Here is a 25708-nt window from a genome sequence, read left to right on the forward strand (position 1 = left end):
ATAGCTACTAGCGCTTATAAAACCTGCGCTACAGGCCTATTTAACTGTCCGTCACGGAGAACCGCCCGGAGGGGTCAGAGCCCAAATGCGGGCCATCTTCACGCGCGTTCCCGTCTGCATCCGTCGCGCAATTGGGATCTGACCCCACCAGGCTGCCCCCATGCGTCACCACCCGGTTGCGGCCACGGTGTTTGGCCTCGTAGCAGGCACTGTCGGCGGCTTCCAGTACGGCGGCTACGTCGTGTAGCGCGGGGCTGAGCTGCACCACGCCAATGCTGGCCCCCAAGCGGAAAGCAGATTCACGCCAGTCCATGCGCCACGCGTCCACTCCGGCACGCACCTGTTCGGCAATTTTTTGCGCCCGGCCCAGAGTGCAGCCGGGCAGCAGGATGGCGAATTCGTCACCGCCCAGGCGGGCTACGGTGTCGCTCTGGCGCACATGGGATTCGAGCAGGCGGGCCATCTGGCGCAGCACTTCGTCGCCAGCGGCATGGCCGGCTGCGTCGTTGATGGCTTTGAAGTAGTCCAGGTCGATGAACATGGCGCAGCAGTCGGTATGGTCGGTGTGGCGCGACTGGGGTTGGTTGACCAGCTCGACAGCGTCGGCCAGCCGGGCCTCGAAGTCGCGGCGGTTGACCAGTTGGGTTAGGCTGTCGTGGGTGGCAGACCATGCCAATTCGTCGATGCGGGCGCGGGCGGCGGTCACGTCGTTCAAGATCCAGATCACCCCGGCGCTGGGGTCGCCGTCGATCACGCCGCGCCCGCGCATGCGCACCAGCAGGCTGCTGCCGTCTTTGCGCCGCATTTGCACGTCGCCGTCAAACGAGCCCTGGGTTTTAAAGGCCGCACGGTAGCGTTCGCCCACCGCCAAATAGGCTTCTGGCGAGGGATAGATCACGCCCGCATCCAGCCCCAGCAGCTCGCCCTCGGGGTAGCCAAACAGGTAATTGGCGTGGCTGCCCACCAGCTCGAAGCGGCTGTTCCGGGTGATGACGATGCCGACGGGCGAGTTTTTCAAAATCGCCATGAGCTGCTCGACCATGGCGTTCTGGGCCACCTGGGCCCGGCCCCGCTCCTTCATGACGTGGCGAAACACCTGGACCAGCTGGCCAATCTCGCCGCGCGCACGGGGCCAGTCGTCCCGTACCGTGTGCCCCGCCCCCAGCAGCAGTTGGGCCCGGTCGCGCAGCTGGGTGATGGGCCGGACGATGTTGGCAATCAACAGCGTAGAAAAAACCGCGCAAATGCCCATGATGCCCAGCACCACCAGCCAGGATCGGGCGTGGACCTGGCGCAGCGGTGCCAGGGCGTAGTCGGCGGCGGTGATGCGGGCTATTGTCCAACCAGCAGCGGGCACATCGGCGGTAGCCACCAGGTAATGCGGCAGGTCTGCCGAGCCGCTGGCACGCCCCTGGGCGATGACAGTGCCCAAGCCGGGCTCGTCGTCCACGCTTTGCATGCGGCGCTGGGCATCCGGGTGCGACAAGACCGTCCCGGCCTGGCTGTAGACGATCAGCACCGCCGAATACTCGCCCAGCGTGGACACGGCCACCGGCAGCACGTCGGCCGCATGCAGCGACACGCTACCCGCCAGCAGTGCCACGGTGCGGCCATCCGGGCCCCGTACCGGCACGGTGACCACCACCACGGGCTGCCGGGTGACCAGGCTGAGCACCGGCTCCGTCACGCCGGTGGTCCCGGTGGCCAGCGTGGCCTGAAACGCTTTCTGGTGGATGAAGTCATTGCCTGGCACGTCTTGCGGCGTCAGGCTGGCAGTGGCCAGCACCTGGCCATCGGGCTGCACCAGCTGCAAGGCCAAAAACTGCTCCAGCGCCAGCGGGCGGTTGCGCAGCAACTGGGCCAGGGTGGCGGGCTGGGCCAGCAGCGCAGGGGTGACTTCCGAGGCCAGCAAACGCAGATTCGACTGCATGCGCCGCAGCCGGGTATCGACCAGATCCGCCACCAGGTAGACCGCATCTTGCTGCTGCTGGCTAAAGCTATTGCGCACCACCTGCTCGCTCTCAAAGGCCATGAAGTAGCTAGAGGCCGCGCCCGACAGCAGTGCGGACACCACGGCCACCAACAAGATCCGCACCTTCAGCATGCCAGTGGCCTGCAAGCACCAACGCCAAGAAAACCGCTGGAGTGCGGCGAGCCGAAAGGATCTTTCAACGGTGGGCGTGGGGCTTATCATGTCTTTTTTTTGTGAGGACTTACGCAACGCCCCCTGTGCCGCCCTTGGGCCGTGCAGGAGGGCTTGCGTAAGTCCTGTTTGGTTTGCGTTATCCCATCGACAAGGCCATCCACCTCCCCATCCATTCTGGTCGCAGCAGCTATCCCTTCAACTTGTAACCAATTGATTCTTACCGGATGCACTCTGACTGCATAGCGGAAGAACACCAATTCGTGCATAAATACCTATTTTGAGGGTTTTATTGCAGGTTTCTTTCACGTCAGTCTTGTATTTATGGTGCGCTTTAGCATGTTTTTCAAACACCCAAAAGATGTACGCGGTTACAACGGCAAGCACCAGGCCACAGTGCCAGCGCCCGCCTACCATCGGTACATGCACAACAAAACTCTTTTAGGCAGCCTGATGGTGTTGGCCGCCGCCGTTCTATGGGGCACCACCGGCACGGCGCAGAGCCTCGCCCCGCCAGGGGTATCGGCATATTGGATCGGCGCACTGCGGCTGCTGGTGGCGGCGGCCTTCTTCGCCGTCTACGGGCTACTGACCGTGCCGCGCAGCCGCTGGGCGGGCGACCTGCGCCAGCTCGCCTGGGGCCCGGTGCTGTTGGCGGGGGGCTGCATTGCGGGCTACAACCTGGCGTTTTTTGCCGGGGTCAAAGCCAGTGGTGTCGCCATTGGCACGGCCGTGGCGCTGGGCAGCGGGCCGGTGTGGGCGGGCGTTTTGCAGTGGCTGTTGACGCGCCAACTACCGCGCCCGGCCTGGTGGCTGGGCACGCTGCTGGCGTTGACGGGCGGGGCGCTGATGGTGCTGGGCGGCAGCTCCGGCCACACAGTAAGCCTGCACGGCACGCTGCTGTGTCTGGCGGCGGGCTTGGGCTATGCGGCTTACGCGGTGCTCAACCAGCGGCTGGTCCGGGCAGCCCCGCCCGCCACGGTGACGCTGTGCGTGTTTGGCACGGCAGCACTCGTGGCGATGCCGGTCGCTCTGGCCCTATCAGGCCCGTTGCGCACCACGACCGGCGATGTGCTGGTGGTGGGCTACCTGGGCATCGTCGCCACCGGCATCGCGTATTTGCTGTTTAGCTACGCGCTGCGTTGGGTGGCTAGCACCACAGCGGTCACACTGGCGCTGGCCGAACCGCTGGTGGCCTTTGGCCTGGCCGTGGTCGTGCTGCACGAGCAGACGACGCTGGGTGCCTGGGTGGGCCTGGGCAGCATGCTGGCAGGGCTGGCGGTGGTGATGGCGGCCGAAGTACGCGGGTGAGCAGCCCCACCAGCACACGTTAAGTGTGCAAAAAAACATCACAAAACATAGCAGCCAAAGCGCCCACAGAACCGCCTTCCAAAGATGTTGTGCACAAAACCGGGTAGGCAGACGCACCCCAAAAATTGAATACCCCCATGCACGCCGACCGCATTACCATCGGTTCCTAGGTTTACTGACACCGGACTGACGCAAGCCCCCCTGCGCGCCCACAAGACGACACAGGCGGCACTGCGGAAGTCCTATTCCAAACACACTCAAGGACGATTCGATGGCCCTCTCTTCCTCCCCCCGCGCATCGGTCGCACGCCGGCTAGCCTGGCTATCGTTGACCGGATTGGCCGCCGTATTGCTGGCCGTGGCCGTGGCCATTGGCGTGATCGAACAGCGCAGTACCCATGCCTTGATGGTGAGCACCGTCACCGAACGGGTGCAAAGCGTTGTAGCCGTGGCCGATGCCAATGACCAGATCAACCGCGACGTTGTGCAGCGTGCGTTCCTGAGCTTCCGCAATGACTTTGCCGCCGCCCTGAGCCTGGACCCGGCTACCGGCGAGCTGAGCAATGAGGGCAAAGTGGTCAATGACGACTTCACGGCGGTAGACCAGTTCAGCAAGGATACCGGTGGCGTGGCCACGGTGTTTGCCAAAAAGGGCGACGACTTCATGCGCGTCACCACCTCGCTGAAAAAACAGGATGGTGCCCGGGCTATGGGCACGCTGCTGGACCGTAGCCACCCGGCCTATGCATTGCTGCAATCCGGCCAGACCTATACCGGCCCGGCGGTCTTGTTTGGCAAGCCTTACATGACGCGCTACGAACCCATCAAGGATGCCAGCGGAGCGGTAGTGGGTATTTTCTTTGTCGGTAGCGACATTTCGCTGCAACAAACAGCGCTGGAAAAGCAGGTCACTGAGTCGAAATTTTTTGCCTCGGGCGGCATTTATTTTGTGGACGCACGCGGCCCGATCGCCGATGCCAAATTCAACATCCACCCTACGGCCAAGGGTAAAAAAGTGCTGGAGGCGTTTCCCCAGGCAGAAGGCTTTTTGACCGCCCTGTCCACCGCCCCCGACGGCTATGTGCGCAAGGCCTACACGCTGCTGGGCAACCCGTCCACCGACACCTGGGCCGTGATGCGCAAAACTGCCGCTGGCAACAGCTGGCTGGTGGCCGAGGTCTCCGAGAGCGAATCCATGGCCGACTACTGGCGCAACATGACCGTCATCTGGAGCCTGCTGGCCGGCACCACCCTGCTGCTGGGCGTAGGCCTGTATGTGCTGGTTCGCCGCACGGTCAGCATGCCTTTGGCAGAGCTGACAGTGGCCGTCACGGCCGTAGCCCACGGCGACTTGACCCAGGCTTTCCACACCCAGCGCAACGATGAAATCGGCGCACTGGTGAACGAGGTGGAAGGCATGCGCCAGCGCTACTTGCAAGTCTTGTCGCAGGTCCGCTCGGCCGTGGAAAGCATTGGCACGGCCAGCGCCGAAATCGCCAGCGGCAACCAAGATCTGAGCGTGCGCACCGAGCAAACCGCCAGCAGCCTACAGCGCACCGCCAGCAGCATGGAGCAGCTCACCAGCACGGTGCAGCAGTCGGCCGACTCGGCACGCCAGGCCAACCAGCTAGCCGCATCCGCCGCCGCCGTGGCAGCGCGTGGCGGTTCGGTGGTGGGCGAAGTGGTCGCCACCATGACCGACATCAACCAGAGTTCCAAAAAAATCGCCGACATCATCGGCGTGATCGACGGCATCGCTTTCCAAACCAATATCCTGGCGCTGAACGCCGCCGTGGAAGCAGCCCGCGCCGGTGAGCAAGGGCGCGGCTTTGCAGTAGTAGCCAGCGAGGTGCGCAACCTGGCGCAGCGCAGCGCCGAGGCGGCCAAAGAGATCAAGATACTGATCGGTGCATCGGTAGACAAGGTCGAATCCGGCTCCAAGCTGGTGCAGAACGCTGGCACCACGATGGATGAAATCGTCAGCTCGGTAAAGCGGGTCAGCGACACCATCGGCGAGATCACCGCCGCCGCCGCCGAGCAGTCGGACGGTATCGGCCAGGTCAACAGCACCGTGGGCCAGCTAGACCAGATGACCCAGCAAAACGCTGCGCTGGTCGAACAGTCTGCCGCAGCCGCCGAAAGCCTGCGCGACCAGGCCGAACGGCTGGCGCAGGCTGTGGCGGTGTTCAAGCTGGTCTAACTTTCATGGATTCGGGTGCAGAGCAGCCCGAGCCATGAAAGTTGTTTCACGTCAATAGCGCTTGCCAGTGACCAGCAAGGCCAGCCGCATCACCAGCATGGCCAGGTACTCCAGGCCGCGCTGGCGTAGCGGGCGGGCGGCGTAGGTGGCCGGGTCCATGGGCTGGCCGCCCTCCTCCATCGCCCGCAGCAGGCGGTGGCGCAGAGTGGCGGTAAAGGCGGTATCTTCCACCACCACATTGGCCTCGCGGGCCAGCAGCAGGCTCAAAGGGTCAAGGTTGCTGGACCCCACCGTGGCCCAGTGGCCATCGACCACCGCCACCTTGGCATGCAAAAAGCTGGGGGCGTATTCAAAAATCTCCACGCCCGCGCCCAGCAGCACGCCGTACACCGGCCGCGCCGCATAGAACTGCATGAAGTATTCGTACTTGCCTTGCAACAGTAAGCGCACCCGCACACCGCGCCCGGCGGCCGCCACCAGGGCCTGGCGCAGGCGAAAGCCAGGCACGAAGTAGGCATTGGCAATGATGATCTCGTGCTGCGCCGCGCCGATGGCCCGCAGATAGGCACGCTCGATCCGGGTGCGGCTGCGTAAATTATCACGTAAAACGAGTGCAGCGCTTGTAGATACTGCGGTAGTAGCTACTATTTTAGGAGCATCTACACTGCGGGACTTGGTCGACAAATAGGTCTGTACTGCCTCTTGCAGCTTGTGCTGGCGCAGGTCGCGCACGGCCTGTAGCCGCCGCCACAGCACCTGCATGGTGGTATCGATATGCCCCACGATCGGGCCGGTGACGCGCACCGCAAAGTCAAAGCGCGGCGCATCCAGGGCACCGAAGTTGGGGTCGTGGAAGTCGTCCAGGATGTTAATACCACCGCAAAACGCCACCGCACCATCCCACCCGCTATCGACAACGCACAGCTTGCGGTGCAGCCGCCGCCAGCGCGTGGGCAGCAGCAGCGCCAGCATGTTTACGGGGGAATACACCCGCCACTGCACGCCAGCAGCGGCCAAGCGCTCACGCCACTCTTGGGGCAGCGTCCCGGTGCCCAGGCCGTCCACCACTACGCACGTCGGCACTCCGCGCTGGGCGGCCCGTACCAAAGCCTCGGCAACCGCACCCCCTGCGCCGGTGCAGTCAAAAATATAGGTTTCCAGCCGCACTGCATGCTGCGCCGCGTCGATGGCCGCAATCAGCGAAGGAAAAAGGTCGCGGCTACCTTCCAGTAAATCCAAGCTGTGGCCACTGCGCAGGCGGGGGCGGGAGCGTGGCATGCGGCTTACAGCGCAAACTCGGCCAGCAGCGGCAGGTGGTCTGACATGCGCCACCAAATGCGCCCGCGCGGCACTTCCAGCCCCACCGGCTTCATGCCGCGTGCGTACACGTAATCGAGCTGCGCCAGCGGCAGGCGCGAGGGGTAGGTGCGCACGCCAGGCTTGTCGAACGCGTGCATGTGGATACGGTTCAACGCGTGGCGCATCTGGCTGCCCCAGTCGTTGAAATCGCCCGCCACGAGCAGGGGCGCGTCGGGTGGCACATCGCGGGCAATGTAGGTGGCCAACTGCTGCACCTGGCGCGCGCGGCTGGCGGGTATCAACCCCAAGTGCACCACGATCACATGGATCGGCTGGCCGTGCACCAGTACATGCACGTGCAGCAGGCCGCGCTGCTCGAAGCGGTGGTCCGACATGTCCTCGTGCTTGTGCCACACCACCGGCCAACGCGACAGCAAGGCATTGCCGTGCTCGCCATGGCGGGTAATAGCGTTGGTCTGGTAGACCGCCTCGTAGCCCTCGGGGGCCAAGTAGTCGGCCTGCGGTAGATCGGGCCAGCGGGTGAAGTATTTTTGCTCGCTGCGGTTGAGCTTGCGCACCTCTTGCAGGCAAACAATGTCGGCATCCAGCTGCTCCACCGCGTGCCCCAGGTTGTGAATTTCCAGCCGCCGGGTCGGCCCCAGGCCCTGCACGCCTTTGTGGATGTTGTAGGTAGCAACGCGGAGGATGGTCATGGGCGCATGGTAAGCCACCCGCTGCGCCTGCCGGGCGGGCCAGAAATATCCCGTAACATGACCGCATGAACATACATGTTTTTCGACCTTTGCACTTATTGACCGGGCTTGTATTGCTATCGACTTTGCAGGGCTGTCTGACCACACCTGTGGTCAATATCAGTGTGCTCAAGGCCCCTGCGTTTGATGATGCCGTGAAATACAAGGCCTACACCGTGCGGCCTTTTGCCGGCAACTATGGCAACCAAATCACCCGCGACATCGACACTGCGCTGGCCAGCACCCGCGTAGGCGAGCAGGCGCTGGTAAAAACCGTGCCGTATGACCAGGTCTTGGGCCGGGCCAAAGGCGTGGTGGTGGATGCCATCGTGGGCGGCGAGATCACCAACGCGGGCTGGAGCGACCAATCCTTCACCCAGCCCAGCCAGGAATGCGCGGTGCAGGGCGACAAAAAAATTCTGGGCATCAAGCAGTGCAAAGAATTCCGCACCGTCACCACCTACTGCACCAAGCGCAGCGCCAACTTCACCGTGGCCATGCGGGTCAGCGATGCGCGCGACCAGCGCACTGTGTGGGGCAAGACCCTGGGCGAAACCCAGGAGGCGACGGTGTGCCAAAACGAGCTAGGCAAAGCCCTGCCCGATGGCTCCAGCCTGCTGGGCATGGCCTATAGCAAGGTACTGGAGCAGATCCGCGCATCACTGATCGCCACCGAGCAGACGCTGGCCGTCAAGCTGATCGAAGCGCCCGATGCCCTGCCTGCCCCGGCGCAAGAGCGCTTCAAGGGCGCGCTGGCCTTTGCCAAGGCCAACCGCATGGACCGCGCCTGTGAGCAGTTTGGCGAGCTATACGAGCAGAACAAACAGTCCGTGGCCCTGACCTACAGCATGGGCCTATGCCAGGAGTCGCGGGGCCGTTTGTGGGAGGCGGTGGATTTCTATAAAACCGCCGACAGCCTGACCACCCAGCCCACGCCCACCATCACCGAAGCCCTGGCCAGGGTCAGCGTGCATGTAAAAGACGTAAACAAGGTGCGCGGCATTGGCCCCGAGCCGGTAGCCCCCACGGCCAGCAAAGCCCCCGGCCTGAAAGACCAGACCCTGACTAGCGCCCAAAAGGCCCAGGTGCAAGGCGAGCACCGCATCGCACTGGTGATTGGTAACGCCAAATACCGCAACCTGGCGGTGCTGCGCAACCCCGCCAACGATGCCCAGGACATGGAGGCGGCGCTCAAACAAAAGGGCTTTGAGGTGCTGCGTGTGACCGACGGCACCCGTGAGCAAATCACCCAGGCGGTGCGCAGCTTCGAGCTGAAGATTCGCGACAACTCCACCGCGCTGATCTTCTATGCCGGGCACGGCGTACAGTCGCGCGGCATCAACTACCTGCTGCCGGTGGATGCCCGCATTGAAACCGCCTCCGACCTGAGTACCGAGGCGATCGACATGGACATGTCCATCCTGCGCCGCCTGGACGACCGCAACCCGCGCCTGTCCATCATCATTCTGGATGCCTGCCGCAACAACCCGTTCAACTCGGGATCGCGCGGTGCCGCCGACCAGGCGGGCCTGGCCACCATCAACGCGCCCCGGGGCAGCATCGTGGCGTTTGCCACCGCGCCCGGCACCACCGCCCAGGACGGTACGGGCCGCAACAGCCCCTACACCAAGAATTTGCTGAAAGAAATGCAGGTTCCCAACCGCAAGATTGAAGACGTGTTCAAGCGCGTGCGCGAAAGCGTGCTGAAGGAAACCGGCAGCAAGCAAACCCCGTGGGAGAACTCTGCGCTGACGGGGGACTTCTACTTCTCGGCCACGCCGTAGGGCGGCACGGTCAGCGGCTGCGGGCCAGGGCGCGCTGGCGCTGCACCGCATCAAACATCAGTTCGGCATCCATCAACTGGCCAATCGCCTGCACCTGCGGCCCCAGCCCGGTGGCCGTGGCGGGCGGCAGTTGGGCCAGCAGCTCGGCTTGGCGCTGCGCATCCAGCACATGGAACACCCCCTCTTGCACGCCTACCGTGCCGCTGAGGGTCCAGGTGTAGCGGCCATTGGCTTGCAGCACGCTGGCGGGAATCACCGGCATGGCGGCATCCAGCCGGGCCGACCACAGCACGGTTGTCGGGGCAGACGACAGCAGCTTGAGCTGGTCGTAGCCCGCCTCCAGCAGGGCTTTGACCGGGCCGATCGCCAGCCCCTGCGCGGGCCACACAATATCTCCTACCGGCAGGCCCAAGGCCTCGGGGTGGTCCAGGGCACCCCGGCTGTAGCCCGGGCGGGCCACAAAGTCGCCCAGCAGCACGGCGGCCAGCAATTTGCCGGGCCGGGCCACGCCCACCACAGCGGCATCAAACGCATCGCCCTGGCGGAACTCGCGGGTCTGGGTCTGGCCATTGGCCCCGCGCACCACCACCACCAACTGCCCCTGGGCCACCCGGCCCGCACAGGGCTCCAGCTCTTTGGCGGCAGGCAGCTCCAGGCTGCGCCCGGCGATCTCCAGCACGGTGCGCCCGGCGGGGTAGGCCACGCAAGTGACGGCAAACAACGGGCCCATGCACAGCAAACCCAGTGTGATGGCAACGGCGGGGCGGGTGAAGGGCTGCATGGTGGGCTCCAGTCAATGCACGAGAAAGAGGTGATATACGGCCATGACGAACAGATACAAGCCCCACAGCAGCAGGCCCCAGCGCAAGCCCAGCCAGGTTTTTTGAACCCCGATTTCCAGCATTTTTTCGCCCCCCACCAACGCTGGGGCTGCGTGGTCGGAGTGCAAGGTTTCCATGATTCCGTGGATCGCCAAGCCAATGACAAGGGGGACGGCATTCATCCACAGATCGGCGGCCAGCATCTGCGCCATGAAGAACCACAACAGCAGGATTGGAAGCGCAATCGTCAGGCATGCGCCTCCCAGGCAGGCCGCCTTGACGTAGACAAGGTGGCTTTTTTGGTACGCGTGCCACAGCAGCTCAAGCACCAGCCCCACGCAGCACCCCACCACCAGATCAATCAGGTAGGCCAGGGCATGCTGGGCCTGCACCGGATGGGCTTCACTGAAGGCCACGGCGGCATGCACCTCGGCCCCGGTGACCTGCCGCCCATTGGGCAGCATAAAGGAGTCTGCCGCGCTGTAGGCCCCGGCCAGGAGCACGGTGCGGGCCTGGGCCAGGGCCAGCCGCTGCGGTAGCTGGGCGATGTCGTCCAGCGTGGTGAGTGTGAGCACGCGGGTGGCATTAAAGCCCTTGAAGTTGATGCGCACCCGGTCTTCAGAGTGGCTGGCGTTCATCACCGAGGCCGCCGCACCGTTGGGCGACAGCATCAGTGTGGGCAGGCTGCCGTCGGCATTGCGGCTGGCACACAGGCCCGCTCGCCCGCGCTCGGCCATCAGCACGCCCAGCGAGGGCAACTCGGCCACGTACTTCAACAAGCTCAGACCCGCTGGCGTGTGCGACAGGCCCAGGCTGGTGTCGGCCAGCTCCACGCCCGCCTGGCATACCGTACCAGCCCACTGCGCCTTGCGCGCCTGCTCGGCCGGGGTGGCGGACACGCCGGGCAAGACCACCAACACCCGGGTTCCCTGGCTGGCCATCGCCTGCAGGTAGTGCAGCACACTGGCCCGCGCTGCCTCGGCACCGGGCAGGTCGGCATCGCTGGGCGACGGGGAGAGGTCCAGGTCAATCGCCAACTGCGTTGGGCGGCTGTCGGCAATGCCCCGCACGATCTGGTCCAACACACGCGGGTCCAGGGGACTGCGTTCGCGCAAGGCGGTTTCAAACAGCTCCCGCGACACCAGCAACGCCACGGTGTCGCCCTGCTCTGCCGAGGCCGCAGGCTCGGCCGTGTCGACGGCATTGGCAAACATCAGGTTGTCCAGGCCGTCCAGCCAGCCCTGGTGCTCGGCCACCAGCAAGACCCCCGCCAGCCACATGGTGGTGAACAAAATGCTCCGTAATTTTTCCCGCACGGTCTGTATTTTCATCGTCAAGCACCTATCCGCTTCATCTGCGCCACCTGCACCATTCCCCACGCCACCACCGCCCCCGCCAGCAAACCGTAGAGGGCCGTGCCGGTGGCGAATCCCACCCCGACCACTCCCCAGAATAGCCATACCGCGTGGGCATTTGCGGGTGCGCCGGTGGGGATGTAGCCAGGGGTCCAGACTTTGACTTCGGTGTCGGGGTCGATCATTTGCACGGCCACCATCGTCAAGGCCACGGCCACCGCCAGCAAGGGCAGCTTCGCTATCAAATCAGAAGCTACTGAGGCAATCAGAAGAAGCGCTAGCGCATGAAAAAGCACTGCATACCGCCCGGTGCCAAAACTGTGTGCTGCGGCCGTGCTGCGCGAGCCCGACCAGGCACTGCACGCCAGCCCCAAGGGTGCGCACAGTAGATTGGCCAGCGCGCTGGCGGCGATGTAGCGCGGCCACAGGTGGGGGGCTTCCTGGGTGCTTTGCACACTGTCGAGCGCGGTGAGCGTTTCTACCAACTGCACCAGGCCCATGCCGACACCGATGGCCGCCAGCACCACCCAGTCCAGCGTACCCATGCCCAGCCACGCGGCCTGCGCCTGCGGCCACGCCGGAATGCGGTCCGCCAGGGTGCTCCATTGCAAGCCCAGTACCCCCAGGCGGCCACAGCCATTGGCGCTGCTGGCACCAGGCAGAAACAGTGCGTACCCCAGCCACGCCACTCCCATGCCCACCGGCAAGGATGCCACCTTAAGCGCCAGTAGCCTGCCGGTTTGCCGCCCCACCCAGGCGGCCCAGCCCAAGGCCACGCCCACGCTGACCGCATACACGACCACGGTGGGCCAGAAGCTGAACTGTAGGCACGCGCCCAGTTGTTTCTCCACCATGCCCGCCACGATGCCGACAGCCGTGACGAACAAAAATCCTTTGGCCAAGGCCGTCGGCATGGCGCGCACCCCGGCGCGCACCCTCGGCAGCAGGCCAAGCAACTGCACGCCTGCGGCCACACACAGCATCAGACCCAGCCCCAACGTGCCTACCGTGGGCAACAACAGCGGGTTGTCCACATGCGCTTTGACCCAGCCCAGCCCCCCCACCATCAGCAGCATGGAGGCCGCCCGGGGCCCGGCCAACAGGGGTTTGGACAGGCACAGCAGCACGGCGCTGAGGCAGGCCATCCACACCGCGCCCAGCACCAGCAGGCTACCCGTGGCGGTGGCGGCGTCTTTGCCCACCCCGGCCAGGTGGCTGCCCAGCGTGGCCCCCAAGCTGAGGTACTCGGCATAAAACACCACGGCGGTCAGCACGCCCGCCATGCCGTCGCCCAAGAGACGGTGCGCGCCTTGCGAAAAACCAGACATCACGGCGGTCCCTAGAGGCAGGCGGGCTGCACGCTGGCCATGCGCACGACAGGCGAAGTCTCCAGCGCCTGGGCAATGCGGCGAGCCTCGTCGCGAGGCACGCGCAGCTCAAAAGCGCCGTTCTCGTTCGGGCCGTAGACCACCACCGCATCCACGCTTTGCAGCACCTGCGTGGCTTGCTTGAGGGTGGCAGCCCCGTCCCACAGCACCAGCACCTGGCCGCAGGTGGGCGTTGCAGCCCCGCCCAGGCTGCGGGTGCCGGCGGTGGCCGGCGTGCTGGCAGCAGGAGCCAGCCGGGCGGTGTATTTGCCAAGGCCGCCCGCCAGGCCCAGCAGCATCAGCATAGTGAACAGGCTGAGCCAGGCATGGCTGGCAAAAAAGGCACTAAGGGCGTGCAGACTGAGCGGAGCAGGTTTATCAGTGGAATCGGGCATGGATGCAGGTATGTAGGGCGGTAATAGCTATGAATTATGAAGTCCCGATGCACGCGATACAAAGCGGGGCAACATCAAAATCGCCTCGGCGTTAGAAGGTGAAAAACAAGCCTGCGCCGCCGCATGGTACGGCAACCATTGGTAAGCCGTATGTTCGCGTGGGCTCAATACGACAGGTGTTGCGGCGCTCACTTGCAGGCTGAAAAGATGCTCTCGGTTTTGCAGTACACCCGGGGCATAACGGTGCCGCCACTGGGGGTAAATGGTGTAGATATTTTCCAGCTGCCAGTCGCGCAATTGGCTCGGCAAGGCTTGGATTCCAGTCTCTTCTGCCACCTCGCGGGCAGCAGTATCGCGAAAATCCTCGTCCAGCGTATCTTTGCTGCCGGTGACAGATTGCCAAAACCCATCGGCATCGGCCCGGTGGATCAGCAGCACGTCCAGCGCAGCGGTGTGGATAAGCACCAGCACCGACTCGGGGATTTTGAAAGCACTCAACGGTGCGTGGCCAGAAACTGGTCCAACTCCAAGCGATCGGGACCATTGCCTGCGCCCCCCGTGCGTTGGCACTTCAGCGCCGCAGCGGCTGCGGCAAAGCGTATTGCGCCTAAGTCGCCCTGGCCCTGCGCCAAGGCCAGCGCCAAAGCGGCATGGAACACATCGCCCGCACCGTTGGTGTCCACAGCCTTCACCGCAAACGCATCCAGACTATGCAACGCGCCGCCGCGCCGCATCCAGCGCACGCCTTGTGCGCCCAACGTGACCACCGCTACCTGGGTGCCGGCATCCAGCGCACATTGCAAAGCGGCTGCAATCGACTCGCCCGGCGCGAACGCAGCCAAACCATATTCGGAAAAAACCGACCAGTCGGCCAGCGCGCTCAGGGCCCGCAGATCGTCTTGGGGCGACACATCGCCGTCCAGCACGCTCAGCACATGTGCCGACCGAGCCCAGTGCAAGGCAGCCAACGCGCCCGCCATCCAGCGCGGATCGACCCGTACCACATCCACCCCCAACAGGCCGACCACATCAATAGGCATGGCCTTGCGCAACGCATCACCCCGGCAGTTGAAAATTTGGCGCTCGCCCTGCGCATCAATCACTACCGCCGAGATCGACGAGCTGGCTCCAGGCACCCGTTGCAGCCCCGTGCAATCGACCCCCAGACTGTGTACGCGGTGGACCAAAAACTGTCCGGCCTCGTCATCGCCCACTGCCCCAAACAGGCCAACCCGTGCCCCCAGCCGCGTCGCCGCAATGGCCGCGTTGGCAGCCATTCCCCCTGACACCATGCGGTAGCGCTGGGCCGGGGTTTTGGTAGGCAGCTGCGGAAATTCCGCTATGTCAAAACAATGGTCCAAGGCAGCATGCCCGACCATGCCGATCCGGGGGCCATACCGATGACCGCCTGGGTTGCTACCGTCCACGCCCCAAATTTCACCCATAGTGTCCCCAGTCATCCACGCCGCTCGGTGTAGGCGCATTGTGGCCCATGCCTTCGCTTACAAGCGGGCAGATGGATGGTTTAACGCAGACAGAAAATGCATCTAACGCATGTGCAATTTGCACAAGTCGCTATAAAAAGATGCGCATCCTTGTTTTTTCGAGAGCCAGCACAACGCCAAATAGCGCATAAAAACCCAGAAACGCTATGAAGTTAGTGCATAATAGCGGGCTTGCTAGAGTGAAATTATTCACAAAACAGCACCATTTTTAAAGTGGGTTCTTAGCTCAGTTGGTAGAGCAGCGGACTCTTAATCCGTAGGTCGACAGTTCGAATCTGTCAGGACCCACCACTTTTAAGTAAATAAATCAAGCACTTAGGCCAAAAGCCTAAGTGCTTTTTTTATGGGTTTTTTGAAAAGTATCAACAGAACGTCAACGTGCAACGAGGTGTGGTTAAGTCTTACGCAATGCCAAGGCTAGCCAACGGGTTGAGATGCCGCGTTTCTTGCAAGTTTTCGGGGGACAAATGGGCATAGCGCATCGCCATCGTTAGGCTTTGATGACCAAGCACTTTTTGCAGTGCAAGCATATTCCCGCCGTTAATCATGAAATGGCTTGCAAAGGTGTGCTGTTGGTGCTGCGCGAATCCTGCTTCTTGGTCGGCCCCCATGTCAGGGTTTGTTGCTTCATCATTATTGCCTTACGGTTGATGAAGGTTGCCATGCATGTCACGCGCCAGGTGGGGACTTATTCAGCGTTGCCTTAACTGCAATATTGTCTTGACGGCGGGGTCCACTTTAACTGGGCCGCCGCAGGCGCTACTCCCCCCGCGCAGCCCTCGAAGCCATCGCCTTCGCCAGCCCCCCCCACTGCGCGCTGAACAGCCCCGCGTCCATCACCTTCACATTCCGCATGATCGGCTTGAAGCCCATGTGCGCCAGCACATCCCGCTCCAAATCCACACCCGGCGCGATCTCGGTCAACTCCAGGCCGTCGGTGGTCAGTTGGAACACGGCGCGTTCGGTGACGAACAAAACTTCTTGCTGGCGCACGGCTGCGTCATGGCCGTTGAAGGTGATCTGCTCGACCTTTTCGATGAACTTGCGCGACTTGCCCTCTTTGACGATGGTGAGCTGACCGTCGGCTACTTTCACCTCCAGGCCGCCCGCAGTGAAGGTGCCGCAGAAGACCAGCTTCTTGGTGGCGCGGGTGATGTTGACGAAGCCGCCGCAGCCGACCGGGCGGCCGTTGAACTTGCTCACATTCACGTTGCCCCAGTTGTCGGCTTGGGCCAAGCCCAGGAAGCTGGCATCCAGGCCGCCGCCGTCGTAGAAGTCGAATTGCAGCGACTGCTCGATGATGGCCTCGGCGTTGTAGGCCACGCCAAAGTCGCCCAGCTGCGCGGGGATGCCGCCGGTGATGCCGCTCTCGATGCTCAGGGTGAGCTGGTCGGCCACGCCTTCTTCGGCCGCCACCGACGGCACACCGGCGGGGATGCCGATACCCAGGTTGGTGATGGCGCCGGGGGTCAGCTCCATCGCGGTGCGGCGGGCGATGACCTTGCGCTCGTCCAGCGCCATCGGCTCCAGCGAGTTGACCGGCACGCGCACGTCGCCGCACAGCGCGGGGTTGAACTGGGTGGCGATGGTTTGCATGTGGTTCTGCGGCTGGCTGACCACCACGTAGTCCACCGACACGCCGGGGATCTTCACCGACTTGGGGTGCAAGCTGCCGGTTTGCACGATGCGCTCGACCTGCACGATGACGATGCCGCCGCAGGCTTTGGCCGCGTGGGCGATGTTGATCTGCTCCAGCAGCATGCCTTCTTTGTCGAGCGTGATGTTGCCGTTTTCATCGGCCAGCGTGCCCCGGATGATGGCCACGTCGATCTTGGGGCAGGGGTAAAACAGCCATTCTTCGCCCGCAAATTCGACCAGCTTGACCAAGTCTTCAGTGGACTGGCTGTTGAGCTTGCCGCCTTCGAGGCGCGGGTCCACAAAAGTGCCCAGGCCCACCTTGGTCAGCAGGCCGGGGCTGCGGCTGGCGATGTGGCGCGTCAGGTGCGACAAGCTGCCTTGCGGGAAGTTGTAGGCCTCGACCTCGCCGGCAAACACCATCTTCATCATCTCCGCGCCGGTCTGGCCGAAGTGGCCCGCCACGGTGCGCTTGAGCATGCCGGGGTGGGCGAAATGGACCATGCCTGCGTCCTTGCTGTTGCCAATGGCCCCGCAGGCCCAGGTGGTGACGCTGCGCGGGTGGCCGGTGGCCAGAAAGGTCTGCTCCACGCCTTTGAGCACCTCTTCAGGCAGGCTGGTCACGGCCAGGCCGCCCAGGAAGATGGTGGCGTTGTCAGGGATGAGTGCGCCTGCTTCGGTCGCGGTGATGATTTGCATGGAAGCCTTGTTGCGTTAATTACTATTTATTTGATAGCTGCTTGCGCATATGGAATATGCGCTACAGCCTTATTTGGCTTAAAAATCTCAAGCCTCTGGGTTTTCGATCAGCAAGGCCATGCCCTGGCCGCCGCCCACGCAGGCGGACGAGATGCCGTAGCGCAGGCCGCGACGGCGCAGTTCGCGGGCCAGGGTGATGGTGAGGCGCACGCCGGTCGCTGCCAGCGGGTGGCCCAGCGCAATTGCGCCGCCGTTGACATTTAGCTTGTCGCGGTCCAGGCCCAGTTCGCGTTCCACCGCAAGGGTTTGCGCGCCCTGGGCTTCGTTGATCTCAAACAGGCCGATGTCTTGCAGTTGCAGGCCGCAGCGCTCCAGCAGGGCGCGGATGGCGGGCGCAGGGCCGATGCCCATCAGCTCGGGCGGCACGCCCACGGCGGCGGCACCGCGCAAACGGGCCAAGGGTTGCAAACCGTTTTTACGCACATAGGCACCACTGGCGACCAGCGCGGCCACCGCCCCATCCACCAGGGCCGAGCTGTTGCCTGCGGTTTGCACGCCGCCGGGGTAGACGCTGCGCAGACCCGCCAGGGCCTCGATGGGCGAGGGACGCGGATGGGTGTCGTGGTCTAACTGGGTGACCTTGCGCGGCAGCTGGATACCCCGGGTGGCGTAGCCGTCGAGCGCAAATTTCTCGCTGACAACCGGCACGATTTCACCAGCAAAAAAGCCCTCGGCCTGGGCTTTGAGCGCACGCTCGAATGACAGGGCCGCAAACGCGTCCACATCGGCCCGGGTGATACCGTATTTTTTGGCCAGGTTCTCGGCCGTCTCGATCATGGTGACCGGGCCTGCGGTGTCGGTCAGGGCTTCGATCAAAAAGTCTTTGAACTCCACCGGCGCGCCCAGTTTGAAGCCGCTGCGGTGGGTGTAGGCGGCGATCGGGTTGCGCGTCATGGACTCGGTGCCGACCACCAGCGCCAGCTCGGCATAGCCCAGGGTGATCTGGTCGGCGGCCTGGCGGAACAGCTCGAAACCGGTGCCGCAAATGCGCTGCACCAGGATGCTTGGGGTGGCGATGGGCACGCCCGCATACAGGCCGATGTGGCGCGGCAGCACAAAAGCATCGAAGTCGGCCTGCGCCATGGAGCCGGTAATCACCGAATCCACATCCGCCGCCGACACACCGCTGCGGGCGAACACGGAGCGGGCCACCTTGATGCCCATGTCGGTGGGCGACACGCCGCCCAGCGGACCGCAGTAGTCCACCAGCGGCGTGCGCACGCCGTCCACGATCCACGCGTCTAATTTTGCTGAAAAGTTGTTCATGGTTTATCCCTTGCGGCTGTCGGTCACGCGCAGCACGGTGGCAAAACCGCTGTCACCCGCAGCGCAGCCGGTGAACAGGCCCACGCCGCCGCCGCGCAGCACCAGCTCTTCGATCAGCTCGATGATGGCGCGCAGGCCGGTGGGGGCTTGCGGGTGGCCCCAGATGATGGAGCTGCCAAAGTTGTTCATCTTTTCCCACGCAAAACCGGTGTCGCGGGCCAGCGCGATGTCGTTCACCGCGAAGGGGTTGTGGGTTTTGATGGCGTGGATGTCGGTTATTGACAGCCCGGCATTTTTGAGGGCGTTAAAAGCGGCGGGCGACGGGGCCATCGGCATGTAGCCGGGCTCAACGCGGGCCTGGCCGAAGCCCAGGATTTCGATCTCGATATGTGGATTCACCGATGCCGCCCGCGCCAAGTCGCGCGTGGTGACGATGGCCCCGGCATTGCCGTCCGCCGGGTGGGTTTGGCCGCCAAAGGTCACCGTGCCGCCTTCTTTGACAGGCTTCAATTTCGCCAGCCCCTCTGCGGTGGTGGGGAAGATACCTTCATCGGCACTGAGCACGCCAGTTTGCTTGCGGAACTTGGAGTCGAAAATGGGCGCGTCCACCATGTAGCGCTTTTGAAAAGCCCGGTCATCGGCCAGCGCTTGCAGGTACTGGGTGTAGCGGTGCAGCTTTACCGCGTGCTGCTCGGCGGTGCTGATGCCGTAACGCGCAGCCACGTTTTCGCCGGTTTGCAGCATGGGTTTTTTGGCATACGGGTCATGGCCCATGTTGTCCAGCACCCAGTGCTCGCTGATGCCGTTGCCACCGGGGGCGCTGGCATCGGGGTAGTACAGCACCGGGCCGTTGGACTGGCGGTCGGCCATCACCAGCAGTGCGCTGGTAGCGGTGCCGCACTGCACTTCCTGCGCGGCCATTTGCAGGGCCCGCACACTGGTGGCGCAGGCTTGCTGGACGGTGGGGCCGGCCACGCGGTCGATGCCCATCAGGCCGGTGACATAGGGCAGGCCATAGAAGCTGCCTTTTTGCGGATTGGTGATGCCCAGAATAGCCAGGTCGATCTGCGCCGTGTCATAGCCACGGGCGGCCAGGGCTTGCTTGCCCACCGTGGCGGCCAGCGGCAAGGCGTTCAAATTGGCCAACGCGCCCTGCCATTTGGCAAACGGTGTAGACCAGTAAATTCCGTAGGGAATGAAAGCAGACATGGATTTCCTTGCGCCGCCAATCGGCAAAAGTTGGCAAATTTGATTATTTATCATAATCAAATTGAAGCCTCACAAGTCTAGGGAAAGCACCTAGTATTGAGCCCCGAAATTCACTTGTTTTAGTTATTTTTGATAACCATAATTCAGCCAACGTAGCACATACCATGACCACACAGAACCCTGACATCACCCTAGACATCTGCGGCGACGCAGAAGAAATCGCCGTCATCCGCCTGACCCGCCCGGCCAAACGCAATGCGCTGAACGACGGCCTGATCCTGGCTTTGCGCAATATGCTCGATGGCCTGCCCAGCAGCGTGCGGGCGGCGGTGATCGACGGCGAAGGCCCGCACTTTTGCGCCGGGCTGGATCTGAGCGAGCTCAAAGACCGCGACGCAGGCCAGGGCCTGCTGCATTCCCGCATGTGGCACGCGGCGCTGGAGCGGGTGCAGTTTGGCCCCGTGCCCGTGGTGGCGGCGCTGCACGGCGCGGTGGTGGGTGGCGGGCTGGAGCTGGCCAGCGCCTGCCACATCCGCGTGGCCGATGCGTCTACTTTTTACGCCCTGCCCGAAGGCTCGCGGGGCATCTTTGTGGGCGGCGGCGGCGCCGTGCGCATTCCGCGCCTGATCGGCACCGCCCGCATGACCGACATGATGATGACCGGCCGCGTCTACAACGCCGAGGACGGCGAACGCATCGGCATGGCCCAGTACCTGGTGCCCGAAGGCCAGGCCTTTGCCAAGGCGCTGGAACTGGCCAAGCGCATCGCCGAAAACGCCCCGCTGACCAACTACGCGCTGATGCACGCCCTGCCGCGCATTGCCGAGCAGCCGTCCGACCAGGGCCTGATGACCGAAGCCATGATGGCCGCCATCGCCCAGAGCGCACCCGAAGCCAAAGACCGCGTGCGCGCCTTCCTGGACGGACGGGCCGCCAAAGTCCAGAAAGCCTGATCTTCCATGTCTGCCCCCACCTACCGCCCCCTGCGCTTCGGCGTGACCCACGTCACCACCCGTGACACGCCCGACGGCGTGCGCTATGTGCGGGCCGCGCAAGACCTGCAGCCCTACCCCACCCGCCTGACCGACCGCTTGGCGCACTGGGCCCACACCACGCCCGACCAGACCTGGATGGCCCAGCGCGTGAAAAACGCCGACGGCAGCCTGGGCGACTGGCGGCACATCACGTATGCGCAAGCCTGGCAATCGGCCCGCAACATCGCCCAGGCGCTGCTGGGGATGCCCCTGAGCGCCGAGCGCCCGGTGGCCATCCTGAGCGAAAACGACCTGGACCACGCCCTGCTGTCCCTGGGCTGCCTGGTGGCGGGCGTGCCGCAGTGCACCGTGTCCACCGCCTACAGCACCATCAGCCAAGATTTCGACAAGCTGCGCCACGTGGTGGACACCCTGACCCCGGGCCTGGTGTTTGCCAGCAGCGGCGAGCGCTTTGCCCGCGCCATCAGCGCCACCGTAGGGGCCGAAGTGCCCGTGGTACTGGGCAGTGACAGCATCCCCGGCCGCACGACGATTCCATTCAACGATCTGCTGCACACCCCGGCCACCGCTGCGGTAGATGCCGCGCACGCCGCCATCACCGGCGAGCACATTGCCAAGTTCATGTTCACCTCGGGCTCGACCAAGCTGCCCAAAGCGGTGGTGGTAACGCACGGCATGTGGAGCGCCAATTTGCAGCAAATGAACCAGTCCATACCGGTGCTGGCCGAGGAGCCGCTGGTGCTGGTGGACTGGCTGCCGTGGAACCACACCTTTGGCGGCAACCACAACTTTGGCATCGTCGTCTACAACGGCGGCACGCTGTACCTGGACGAAGGCAAGCCCACACCCAAAGGCATGGCCGAGACCCTGCGCAACCTGCGCGAGATTGCGCCCACCATCTACTTCAACGTGCCCACCGGCTTCGAGGTGCTGGCCGAGGCCATGCACACCGACGACCTGCTGCGCAAGAACCTGCTGAGCCGGGTGAAGATGTTTTTCTTTGCCGCCGCCGCGCTGTCGCAGCCGATTTGGGACTCCCTATTTGCCAGCGCTGAGCGCGAGGTGGGCGAGCGCATCGTGATGAACACCGGCCTGGGCATGACCGAGGGCACGCCCTACTGCATCGGTGTCAACAGCACCAACGTCAAGGCGGGCTACATCGGCGTGCCCACCCCCGGCCTAGAGCTGAAGCTGGTGCCGGTAGACGGCAAAACCGAGGTGCGCTACCGGGGCCCCAACATCACCCCCGGCTACTGGCGCAACCCCGCCGCCACCGTTGAGAGCTTTGACGAGGAAGGCTTCTTCTGCTCCGGCGACGCAGTGCAATGGATTGACGAGACCGACCTGCACCAAGGCCTGAAGTTCGATGGCCGGATTGCCGAAGACTTCAAACTCAGCACCGGCACCTTCGTCAGCGTGGGCCCGATGCGCGCCAAGATCGTGGCCGCCGCCGCCCCCTATGTGCAAGACGCGGTGCTCACCGGCATCAACCAAAAAGAAGTCGGCGCACTGCTGCTACCCACTGCCGCCTGCCGCACCTTGAGCGGCCTGCCCGACAGTGCCAGCATGGCCGAGGTGCTGCATAGCGCCCCGGTGCAAGCCCACTTCCAGCAGCTCATCAACACCCTGGCCGCCGCCTCTACCGGCAGCGCCACCCGCGTGGCCCGCGCCGTACTGCTGGCCGAGCCGCCCTCGCTGGACTTGGGCGAGATCACCGACAAGGGTTCGATCAACCAACGTGCCGTGCTCAAACACCGCGCCGCCCTGGTGGAAGCCCTGCACGCCGACGGCCTTAGCCACATCTTCAAACCTACCGGAGCCGCAGCATGAATATTTCAGGACAATCCGCCCTCGTTACCGGCGCCGCCTCCGGCCTGGGCGAAGCCACCGCCCGCGAACTCGCCCGCCTGGGTGCCAAGGTGGCGGTGCTCGACGTGAATATGGCGCTGGCCGAAAAGGTGGCGGCCGAGATCAACGGCATCGCCTGCCAGTGCGACATCACGAATCCCGACAGCGTGACGGCAGCCATAGCCAAAGCCGCCGCCGCGCATGGCCCGGCCCGCATTTTGATGAACGTGGCCGGTATTGGCGGCGCGAAACGGGTGGTGCAAAAAGACGGCAGCGCGGCCCCGCTGGACGCGTTTGCCAAAGTGATTGCCGTGAATCTCATCGGCAGCTACAACATGACCCGGCTGTTTGCCGCTGCCTGCGCCAAGCTGGAACCACTGGACGGCGGCGAGCGCGGCGTGATTATGTTCACCGCGTCGGTAGCCGCCTTTGACGGCCAGGTGGGCCAGCAAGCCTATAGCGCGTCCAAAGGCGGGCTGGTCGGCATGACGCTGCCGATGGCCCGCGACCTGGCGCAATACGGCATACGCGTCTGCACCGTGGCCCCCGGCCTGTTTGCCACGCCGCTGATGCAAGAGCTGCCCGAGGCCGTGCAGGCATCGCTGGCCGCATCCATTCCCTTTCCATCGCGCCTGGGCAAGCCCAGCGAATTCGCCGAGCTGGCCGCGCACGTGGTGACCAACGGGCATTTAAACGGTGAAGTGATCCGCCTCGACGGCGCACTCCGCATGGCCCCCAGATAAATTTATAAGAAATCTGCCTCTAGCGCTTATAAAACCTGCGCTAGTAGCTACAAAATTAGGAGCAAATTGAGGTACCTCAAAGTACCTTGCGCCTAAACACGCCTGCGCCCAACGCAGCACACAAGCAACGATCTTGGAGACAACATGAAAAAAACCGCCCTTACCCTGACCGTCCTCTCAGCCCTGGCCGCCGCCAGCGCAGCCCAAGCCCAAAGCGTCAGCCTGTACGGTGTGATTGATACCGGCATTGAAACCGTGAGCAACACCGCCGCCGGGGGCACCATCACCCGCGTGCCGTCCAACACCGGCATCTTTGCATCGCGCTGGGGCATGCGCGGCAAGGAAGACCTGGGCGCAGGCTTGGCAGCGGTATTCACCCTGGAATCGGGCTTTTCCCCCGACACCGGCGCATCCGGCCAGGGCGGCCGCCTGTTTGGCCGCCAAGCACTGGTGGGCCTGAGCGGCGACTGGGGCGCAGTGACCCTGGGCCGCCAGTACAGCATGCTGTTTTGGTCCATGCTGGATGCCGACATCGTCGGCCCCAGCGTGTTTGGCCTGGGCTCGCTGGACGCCTACATCCCCAACGCCCGCCACGACAACGCCATCGTCTACCGGGGCAAGTTTGATGCCCTCAGCGTCGGTGCCAGCTACAGCCTGGGCCGCGACACGGTCAACGCCGGCCCCTCGCCCGTGGGCACCAACTGCGCCGGTGAAAACGGCGCTGACGACCAGGCCTGCCGCGCCTGGTCGCTGCTGGCCAAGTACGACACCCCCACCTGGGGCGCTGCCGCCGCATACGACTTGCAGCATGGCCGCACGCTGGGTGCCGCCCCCGACGCCGTGTTTGGCGGCCTGAACAGCAGCGCCAAAACCGATGCCCGCCTGAACCTGAACGGCTATGTGAAGCTGGGCGATGCCAAGCTGGCAGGCGGCGTGATCCGCCGCAACAACGACGGCAGCGCTACCCGCCCCAAGAGCGACCAGTGGTACATCGGCGCGGCCTACGCCATCACCCCCGCCTGGACGGTGGACGGCACGGTCACCCGCCTGGCCTACAAGAACGTGGACAACGCCGACTCCACCCTGGTAGCCGTGCGGGCGCTGTACAAGATGAGCAAGCGCACCACGCTGTACGGGCAGCTCGGCCACATCAGCAACCAAAGCGCCGCAGCGGTATCCGTCAGCGGCGGGGCCACCGGCAGCAACCCTCTGGCTGGTGGCAGCCAGACCGGCACGATGGTCGGCATTAACCATTCTTTCTAAAAGCACCTGAATCGGAGACCACCATGCAACACCGTCGCCACTTCCTCCATACCGCTGCCAGCGCCGCCGCGTTGGCCGCCCTGTCCCCCCTGCGCGCCTTTGCGCAGGGTGTGGAACAGGTCAAGATTTACTACGGCTTTCCGGCCGGCAGCTCGGGCGACAGCGTGGCCCGCCGCGTGGGCGAAAAGCTGGCCGGCACCGCCTACTGCAAGAACGCCGCCGTGGTAGACAACAAGCCCGGCGCGGGCGGCCGCATCGCCCTGGAAACCCTCAAGGGCGCGCCTGCCGATGGCTCGGTGCTGGCGCTGGCGCCGGTGTCGGCCATGTCGGTGTATCCGCACATTTACGCCAAGCTCAGCTACGACCCGAAAGACTTCGCCACCGTGTCCATCGGCGCGGTGATGCACCACGGCCTGGCCGTCGGCCCGGCCGTGCCGCCCACGGTCAAGACGCTGAAAGACTTCTTGGCCTGGGCCAAGGCGAATCCCGACCAGGCCAGCTACGGCTCGCCCGGCGCGGGCAGCATGCCGCACTTGCTGGGCGCGCTGCTGGGCATCCGCTCGCATGTGGACCTGAAACACGTGCCCTACCGGGGCACCGTGCCCGGCATCACCGACCTGGTGGGCGGCCAGATTGCCTCTACCGTGAACCCCAGCGGCGACTACCTGGCCTATGTGAAGGCGGGCAAGCTGCGCGTGCTGGCCACCTCGGGCCCGATCCGCTCGCCCTACTACCCCGATGTGCCCACGTTTGCCGAGCAGGGCTTCCCCGACCTGGTGGTGGAGGAATGGTTTGGCTTCTACGCCCCGGCCAAAACCCCCGCCGCCACCCTGGCCCTGGCCAACGCCGCCATCACCGCCGCGCTGAAAGACAAAGTGGTGCTGGACAGCCTGGCCCTGGTCGGCCTGATCGCACGCGGCTCCACGCAGGAAGAAATGGCCAAGTCGCAGAAAGCTGAATTTGAGCGCTGGGGGCCATTGGTGAAACAGATCGGCTTTAGCGCGGAGTCCTAGACCCACCCCGTGGGGGCCGCCCGCGCCCACCCCGACCCTCCCCCG

At 64.2% G+C, this 25708-nt stretch carries 21 protein-coding genes, 1 tRNA gene and 1 pseudogene; 9 read left to right on the forward strand and 14 right to left on the reverse strand.

Annotated features, from left to right (window positions below; genetic code table 11):
• Positions 1-40: 40 nt before the first annotated feature.
• Positions 41-2119 (reverse strand): sensor domain-containing diguanylate cyclase, encoded by a 2079-nt coding sequence (locus tag AC0969_RS13885; protein WP_479624738.1) that lies wholly within the window; start codon positions 2117-2119, stop codon positions 41-43.
• Positions 2120-2566: 447 nt separating this feature from the next.
• On the opposite strand from AC0969_RS13885, the gene AC0969_RS13890 reads away from it, so the two are divergent.
• Together AC0969_RS13890 and AC0969_RS13895 are read left to right on the forward strand one after the other, a co-directional pair.
• Positions 2567-3454, forward strand: coding sequence for a DMT family transporter (locus AC0969_RS13890; protein WP_479624739.1), 888 nt, complete (start codon positions 2567-2569; stop codon positions 3452-3454).
• Between the two features lie 271 nt (positions 3455-3725).
• The gene (locus tag AC0969_RS13895) at positions 3726-5654 is read left to right on the forward strand and encodes a methyl-accepting chemotaxis protein (RefSeq protein ID WP_479624740.1); all 1929 of its coding nucleotides are present in this window, start codon (positions 3726-3728) and stop codon (positions 5652-5654) included.
• Positions 5655-5705: 51 nt separating this feature from the next.
• On the opposite strand, the gene clsB is transcribed toward AC0969_RS13895, so the two are convergent.
• Positions 5706-6932, reverse strand: a complete 1227-nt coding sequence (gene clsB / locus AC0969_RS13900; RefSeq protein WP_479624741.1) for a cardiolipin synthase ClsB — start codon at positions 6930-6932, stop codon at positions 5706-5708.
• A gap of 5 nt (positions 6933-6937) precedes the next feature.
• Positions 6938-7666, reverse strand: a complete 729-nt coding sequence (locus AC0969_RS13905; protein WP_479624742.1) for an endonuclease/exonuclease/phosphatase family protein — start codon at positions 7664-7666, stop codon at positions 6938-6940.
• Between the two features lie 149 nt (positions 7667-7815).
• Between AC0969_RS13905 and AC0969_RS13910 the strand changes: the two genes are divergently transcribed.
• A complete protein-coding gene (locus tag AC0969_RS13910; protein ID WP_479624743.1) occupies positions 7816-9489 on the forward strand; it encodes a caspase family protein in 1674 nt (557 codons plus the stop codon).
• Positions 9490-9499: 10 nt separating this feature from the next.
• Here AC0969_RS13910 and AC0969_RS13915 read toward each other — a convergent pair whose 3' ends face one another.
• Genes AC0969_RS13915 through AC0969_RS13940 form a run of 6 tightly spaced genes read right to left on the reverse strand, consistent with a single transcriptional unit; the run spans position 9500 to position 14872 of the window.
• Complete coding sequence (locus AC0969_RS13915) at positions 9500-10270, reverse strand: hypothetical protein (RefSeq protein ID WP_479624744.1); 771 nt, start codon at positions 10268-10270, stop codon at positions 9500-9502.
• A 12-nt stretch (positions 10271-10282) separates the two neighbouring features.
• Positions 10283-11641: a hypothetical protein gene (locus AC0969_RS13920; protein WP_479624745.1), complete on the reverse strand. Its 1359-nt coding sequence runs from the start codon at positions 11639-11641 to the stop codon at positions 10283-10285.
• A gap of 2 nt (positions 11642-11643) precedes the next feature.
• Positions 11644-12993 (reverse strand): SulP family inorganic anion transporter, encoded by a 1350-nt coding sequence (locus AC0969_RS13925; protein WP_479624746.1) that lies wholly within the window; start codon positions 12991-12993, stop codon positions 11644-11646.
• 11 nt (positions 12994-13004) lie between these two features.
• Positions 13005-13427 carry a hypothetical protein gene (locus AC0969_RS13930; protein WP_479624747.1) on the reverse strand — a complete coding sequence of 141 codons (423 nt, stop codon included), beginning with the start codon at positions 13425-13427 and terminating at the stop codon, positions 13005-13007.
• 27 nt (positions 13428-13454) lie between these two features.
• The gene (gene nudB / locus AC0969_RS13935; protein WP_479624748.1) at positions 13455-13925 is read right to left on the reverse strand and encodes a dihydroneopterin triphosphate diphosphatase; all 471 of its coding nucleotides are present in this window, start codon (positions 13923-13925) and stop codon (positions 13455-13457) included.
• Positions 13922-14872 (reverse strand): PfkB family carbohydrate kinase, encoded by a 951-nt coding sequence (locus AC0969_RS13940; RefSeq protein WP_479624749.1) that lies wholly within the window; start codon positions 14870-14872, stop codon positions 13922-13924. Before AC0969_RS13940 ends, nudB begins: the two co-directional genes overlap by 4 nt.
• Before the next feature lie 275 nt (positions 14873-15147).
• Here AC0969_RS13940 and AC0969_RS13945 point away from each other — a divergent pair.
• A tRNA-Lys gene (locus AC0969_RS13945) sits at positions 15148-15223 on the forward strand.
• Positions 15224-15333: 110 nt separating this feature from the next.
• Here AC0969_RS13945 and AC0969_RS13950 read toward each other — a convergent pair.
• From AC0969_RS13950 to AC0969_RS13970, 5 genes and pseudogenes are all read right to left on the reverse strand, one after another.
• A complete protein-coding gene (locus AC0969_RS13950; RefSeq protein WP_479624750.1) occupies positions 15334-15543 on the reverse strand; it encodes a tyrosine-type recombinase/integrase in 210 nt (69 codons plus the stop codon).
• Between the two features lie 148 nt (positions 15544-15691).
• A complete protein-coding gene (locus AC0969_RS13955; protein WP_479624751.1) occupies positions 15692-17266 on the reverse strand; it encodes an acyl CoA:acetate/3-ketoacid CoA transferase in 1575 nt (524 codons plus the stop codon).
• Between the two features lie 87 nt (positions 17267-17353).
• Positions 17354-18592 carry a thiolase family protein gene (locus AC0969_RS13960; protein ID WP_479624752.1) on the reverse strand — a complete coding sequence of 413 codons (1239 nt, stop codon included), beginning with the start codon at positions 18590-18592 and terminating at the stop codon, positions 17354-17356.
• A 3-nt stretch (positions 18593-18595) separates the two neighbouring features.
• Positions 18596-18991, reverse strand: coding sequence for a hypothetical protein (locus AC0969_RS13965; RefSeq protein ID WP_479624836.1), 396 nt, complete (start codon positions 18989-18991; stop codon positions 18596-18598).
• An 81-nt stretch (positions 18992-19072) separates the two neighbouring features.
• Positions 19073-19855: pseudogene (locus AC0969_RS13970) on the reverse strand (thiolase family protein); the annotation flags it as partial.
• 110 nt (positions 19856-19965) lie between these two features.
• On the opposite strand from AC0969_RS13970, the gene AC0969_RS13975 reads away from it, so the two are divergent.
• From AC0969_RS13975 to AC0969_RS13995, 5 genes are all read left to right on the forward strand, one after another.
• A complete protein-coding gene (locus AC0969_RS13975) occupies positions 19966-20754 on the forward strand; it encodes a crotonase/enoyl-CoA hydratase family protein (RefSeq protein ID WP_479624753.1) in 789 nt (262 codons plus the stop codon).
• A 6-nt stretch (positions 20755-20760) separates the two neighbouring features.
• Positions 20761-22626 (forward strand): feruloyl-CoA synthase, encoded by a 1866-nt coding sequence (locus AC0969_RS13980; RefSeq protein ID WP_479624754.1) that lies wholly within the window; start codon positions 20761-20763, stop codon positions 22624-22626.
• A complete protein-coding gene (locus AC0969_RS13985) occupies positions 22623-23387 on the forward strand; it encodes an SDR family NAD(P)-dependent oxidoreductase (RefSeq protein WP_479624755.1) in 765 nt (254 codons plus the stop codon). The genes AC0969_RS13980 and AC0969_RS13985 overlap by 4 nt, the downstream gene beginning before the upstream one ends.
• 144 nt (positions 23388-23531) lie before the next feature.
• Positions 23532-24650, forward strand: a complete 1119-nt coding sequence (locus tag AC0969_RS13990; RefSeq protein ID WP_479624756.1) for a porin — start codon at positions 23532-23534, stop codon at positions 24648-24650.
• A gap of 23 nt (positions 24651-24673) precedes the next feature.
• A complete protein-coding gene (locus AC0969_RS13995; RefSeq protein ID WP_479624757.1) occupies positions 24674-25663 on the forward strand; it encodes a Bug family tripartite tricarboxylate transporter substrate binding protein in 990 nt (329 codons plus the stop codon).
• The last annotated feature ends 45 nt before the right edge of the window (positions 25664-25708 follow it).

This window comes from Rhodoferax sp. LB1P47 (assembly GCF_056521445.1).

What these genes read in the sequence shown, in the direction of transcription:
- AC0969_RS13890 (WP_479624739.1), top strand. Translation starts at nt 2,567, where the DNA reads ATGCACAACAAAACTCTTTTAGGCAGCCTGATGGTGTTGGCCGCCGCC.
- AC0969_RS13895 (WP_479624740.1), top strand. Translation starts at nt 3,726, where the DNA reads ATGGCCCTCTCTTCCTCCCCCCGCGCATCGGTCGCACGCCGGCTAGCC.
- clsB (WP_479624741.1), bottom strand. Translation starts at nt 6,932, where the DNA reads ATGCCACGCTCCCGCCCCCGCCTGCGCAGTGGCCACAGCTTGGATTTA.
- AC0969_RS13905 (WP_479624742.1), bottom strand. Translation starts at nt 7,666, where the DNA reads ATGACCATCCTCCGCGTTGCTACCTACAACATCCACAAAGGCGTGCAG.
- AC0969_RS13915 (WP_479624744.1), bottom strand. Translation starts at nt 10,270, where the DNA reads ATGCAGCCCTTCACCCGCCCCGCCGTTGCCATCACACTGGGTTTGCTG.
- AC0969_RS13920 (WP_479624745.1), bottom strand. Translation starts at nt 11,641, where the DNA reads ATGAAAATACAGACCGTGCGGGAAAAATTACGGAGCATTTTGTTCACC.
- AC0969_RS13925 (WP_479624746.1), bottom strand. Translation starts at nt 12,993, where the DNA reads ATGTCTGGTTTTTCGCAAGGCGCGCACCGTCTCTTGGGCGACGGCATG.
- AC0969_RS13930 (WP_479624747.1), bottom strand. Translation starts at nt 13,427, where the DNA reads ATGCCCGATTCCACTGATAAACCTGCTCCGCTCAGTCTGCACGCCCTT.
- AC0969_RS13940 (WP_479624749.1), bottom strand. Translation starts at nt 14,872, where the DNA reads ATGGGTGAAATTTGGGGCGTGGACGGTAGCAACCCAGGCGGTCATCGG.
- AC0969_RS13950 (WP_479624750.1), bottom strand. Translation starts at nt 15,543, where the DNA reads ATGGGGGCCGACCAAGAAGCAGGATTCGCGCAGCACCAACAGCACACC.
- AC0969_RS13955 (WP_479624751.1), bottom strand. Translation starts at nt 17,266, where the DNA reads ATGCAAATCATCACCGCGACCGAAGCAGGCGCACTCATCCCTGACAAC.
- AC0969_RS13960 (WP_479624752.1), bottom strand. Translation starts at nt 18,592, where the DNA reads ATGAACAACTTTTCAGCAAAATTAGACGCGTGGATCGTGGACGGCGTG.
- AC0969_RS13975 (WP_479624753.1), top strand. Translation starts at nt 19,966, where the DNA reads ATGACCACACAGAACCCTGACATCACCCTAGACATCTGCGGCGACGCA.
- AC0969_RS13980 (WP_479624754.1), top strand. Translation starts at nt 20,761, where the DNA reads ATGTCTGCCCCCACCTACCGCCCCCTGCGCTTCGGCGTGACCCACGTC.
- AC0969_RS13985 (WP_479624755.1), top strand. Translation starts at nt 22,623, where the DNA reads ATGAATATTTCAGGACAATCCGCCCTCGTTACCGGCGCCGCCTCCGGC.
- AC0969_RS13990 (WP_479624756.1), top strand. Translation starts at nt 23,532, where the DNA reads ATGAAAAAAACCGCCCTTACCCTGACCGTCCTCTCAGCCCTGGCCGCC.
- AC0969_RS13995 (WP_479624757.1), top strand. Translation starts at nt 24,674, where the DNA reads ATGCAACACCGTCGCCACTTCCTCCATACCGCTGCCAGCGCCGCCGCG.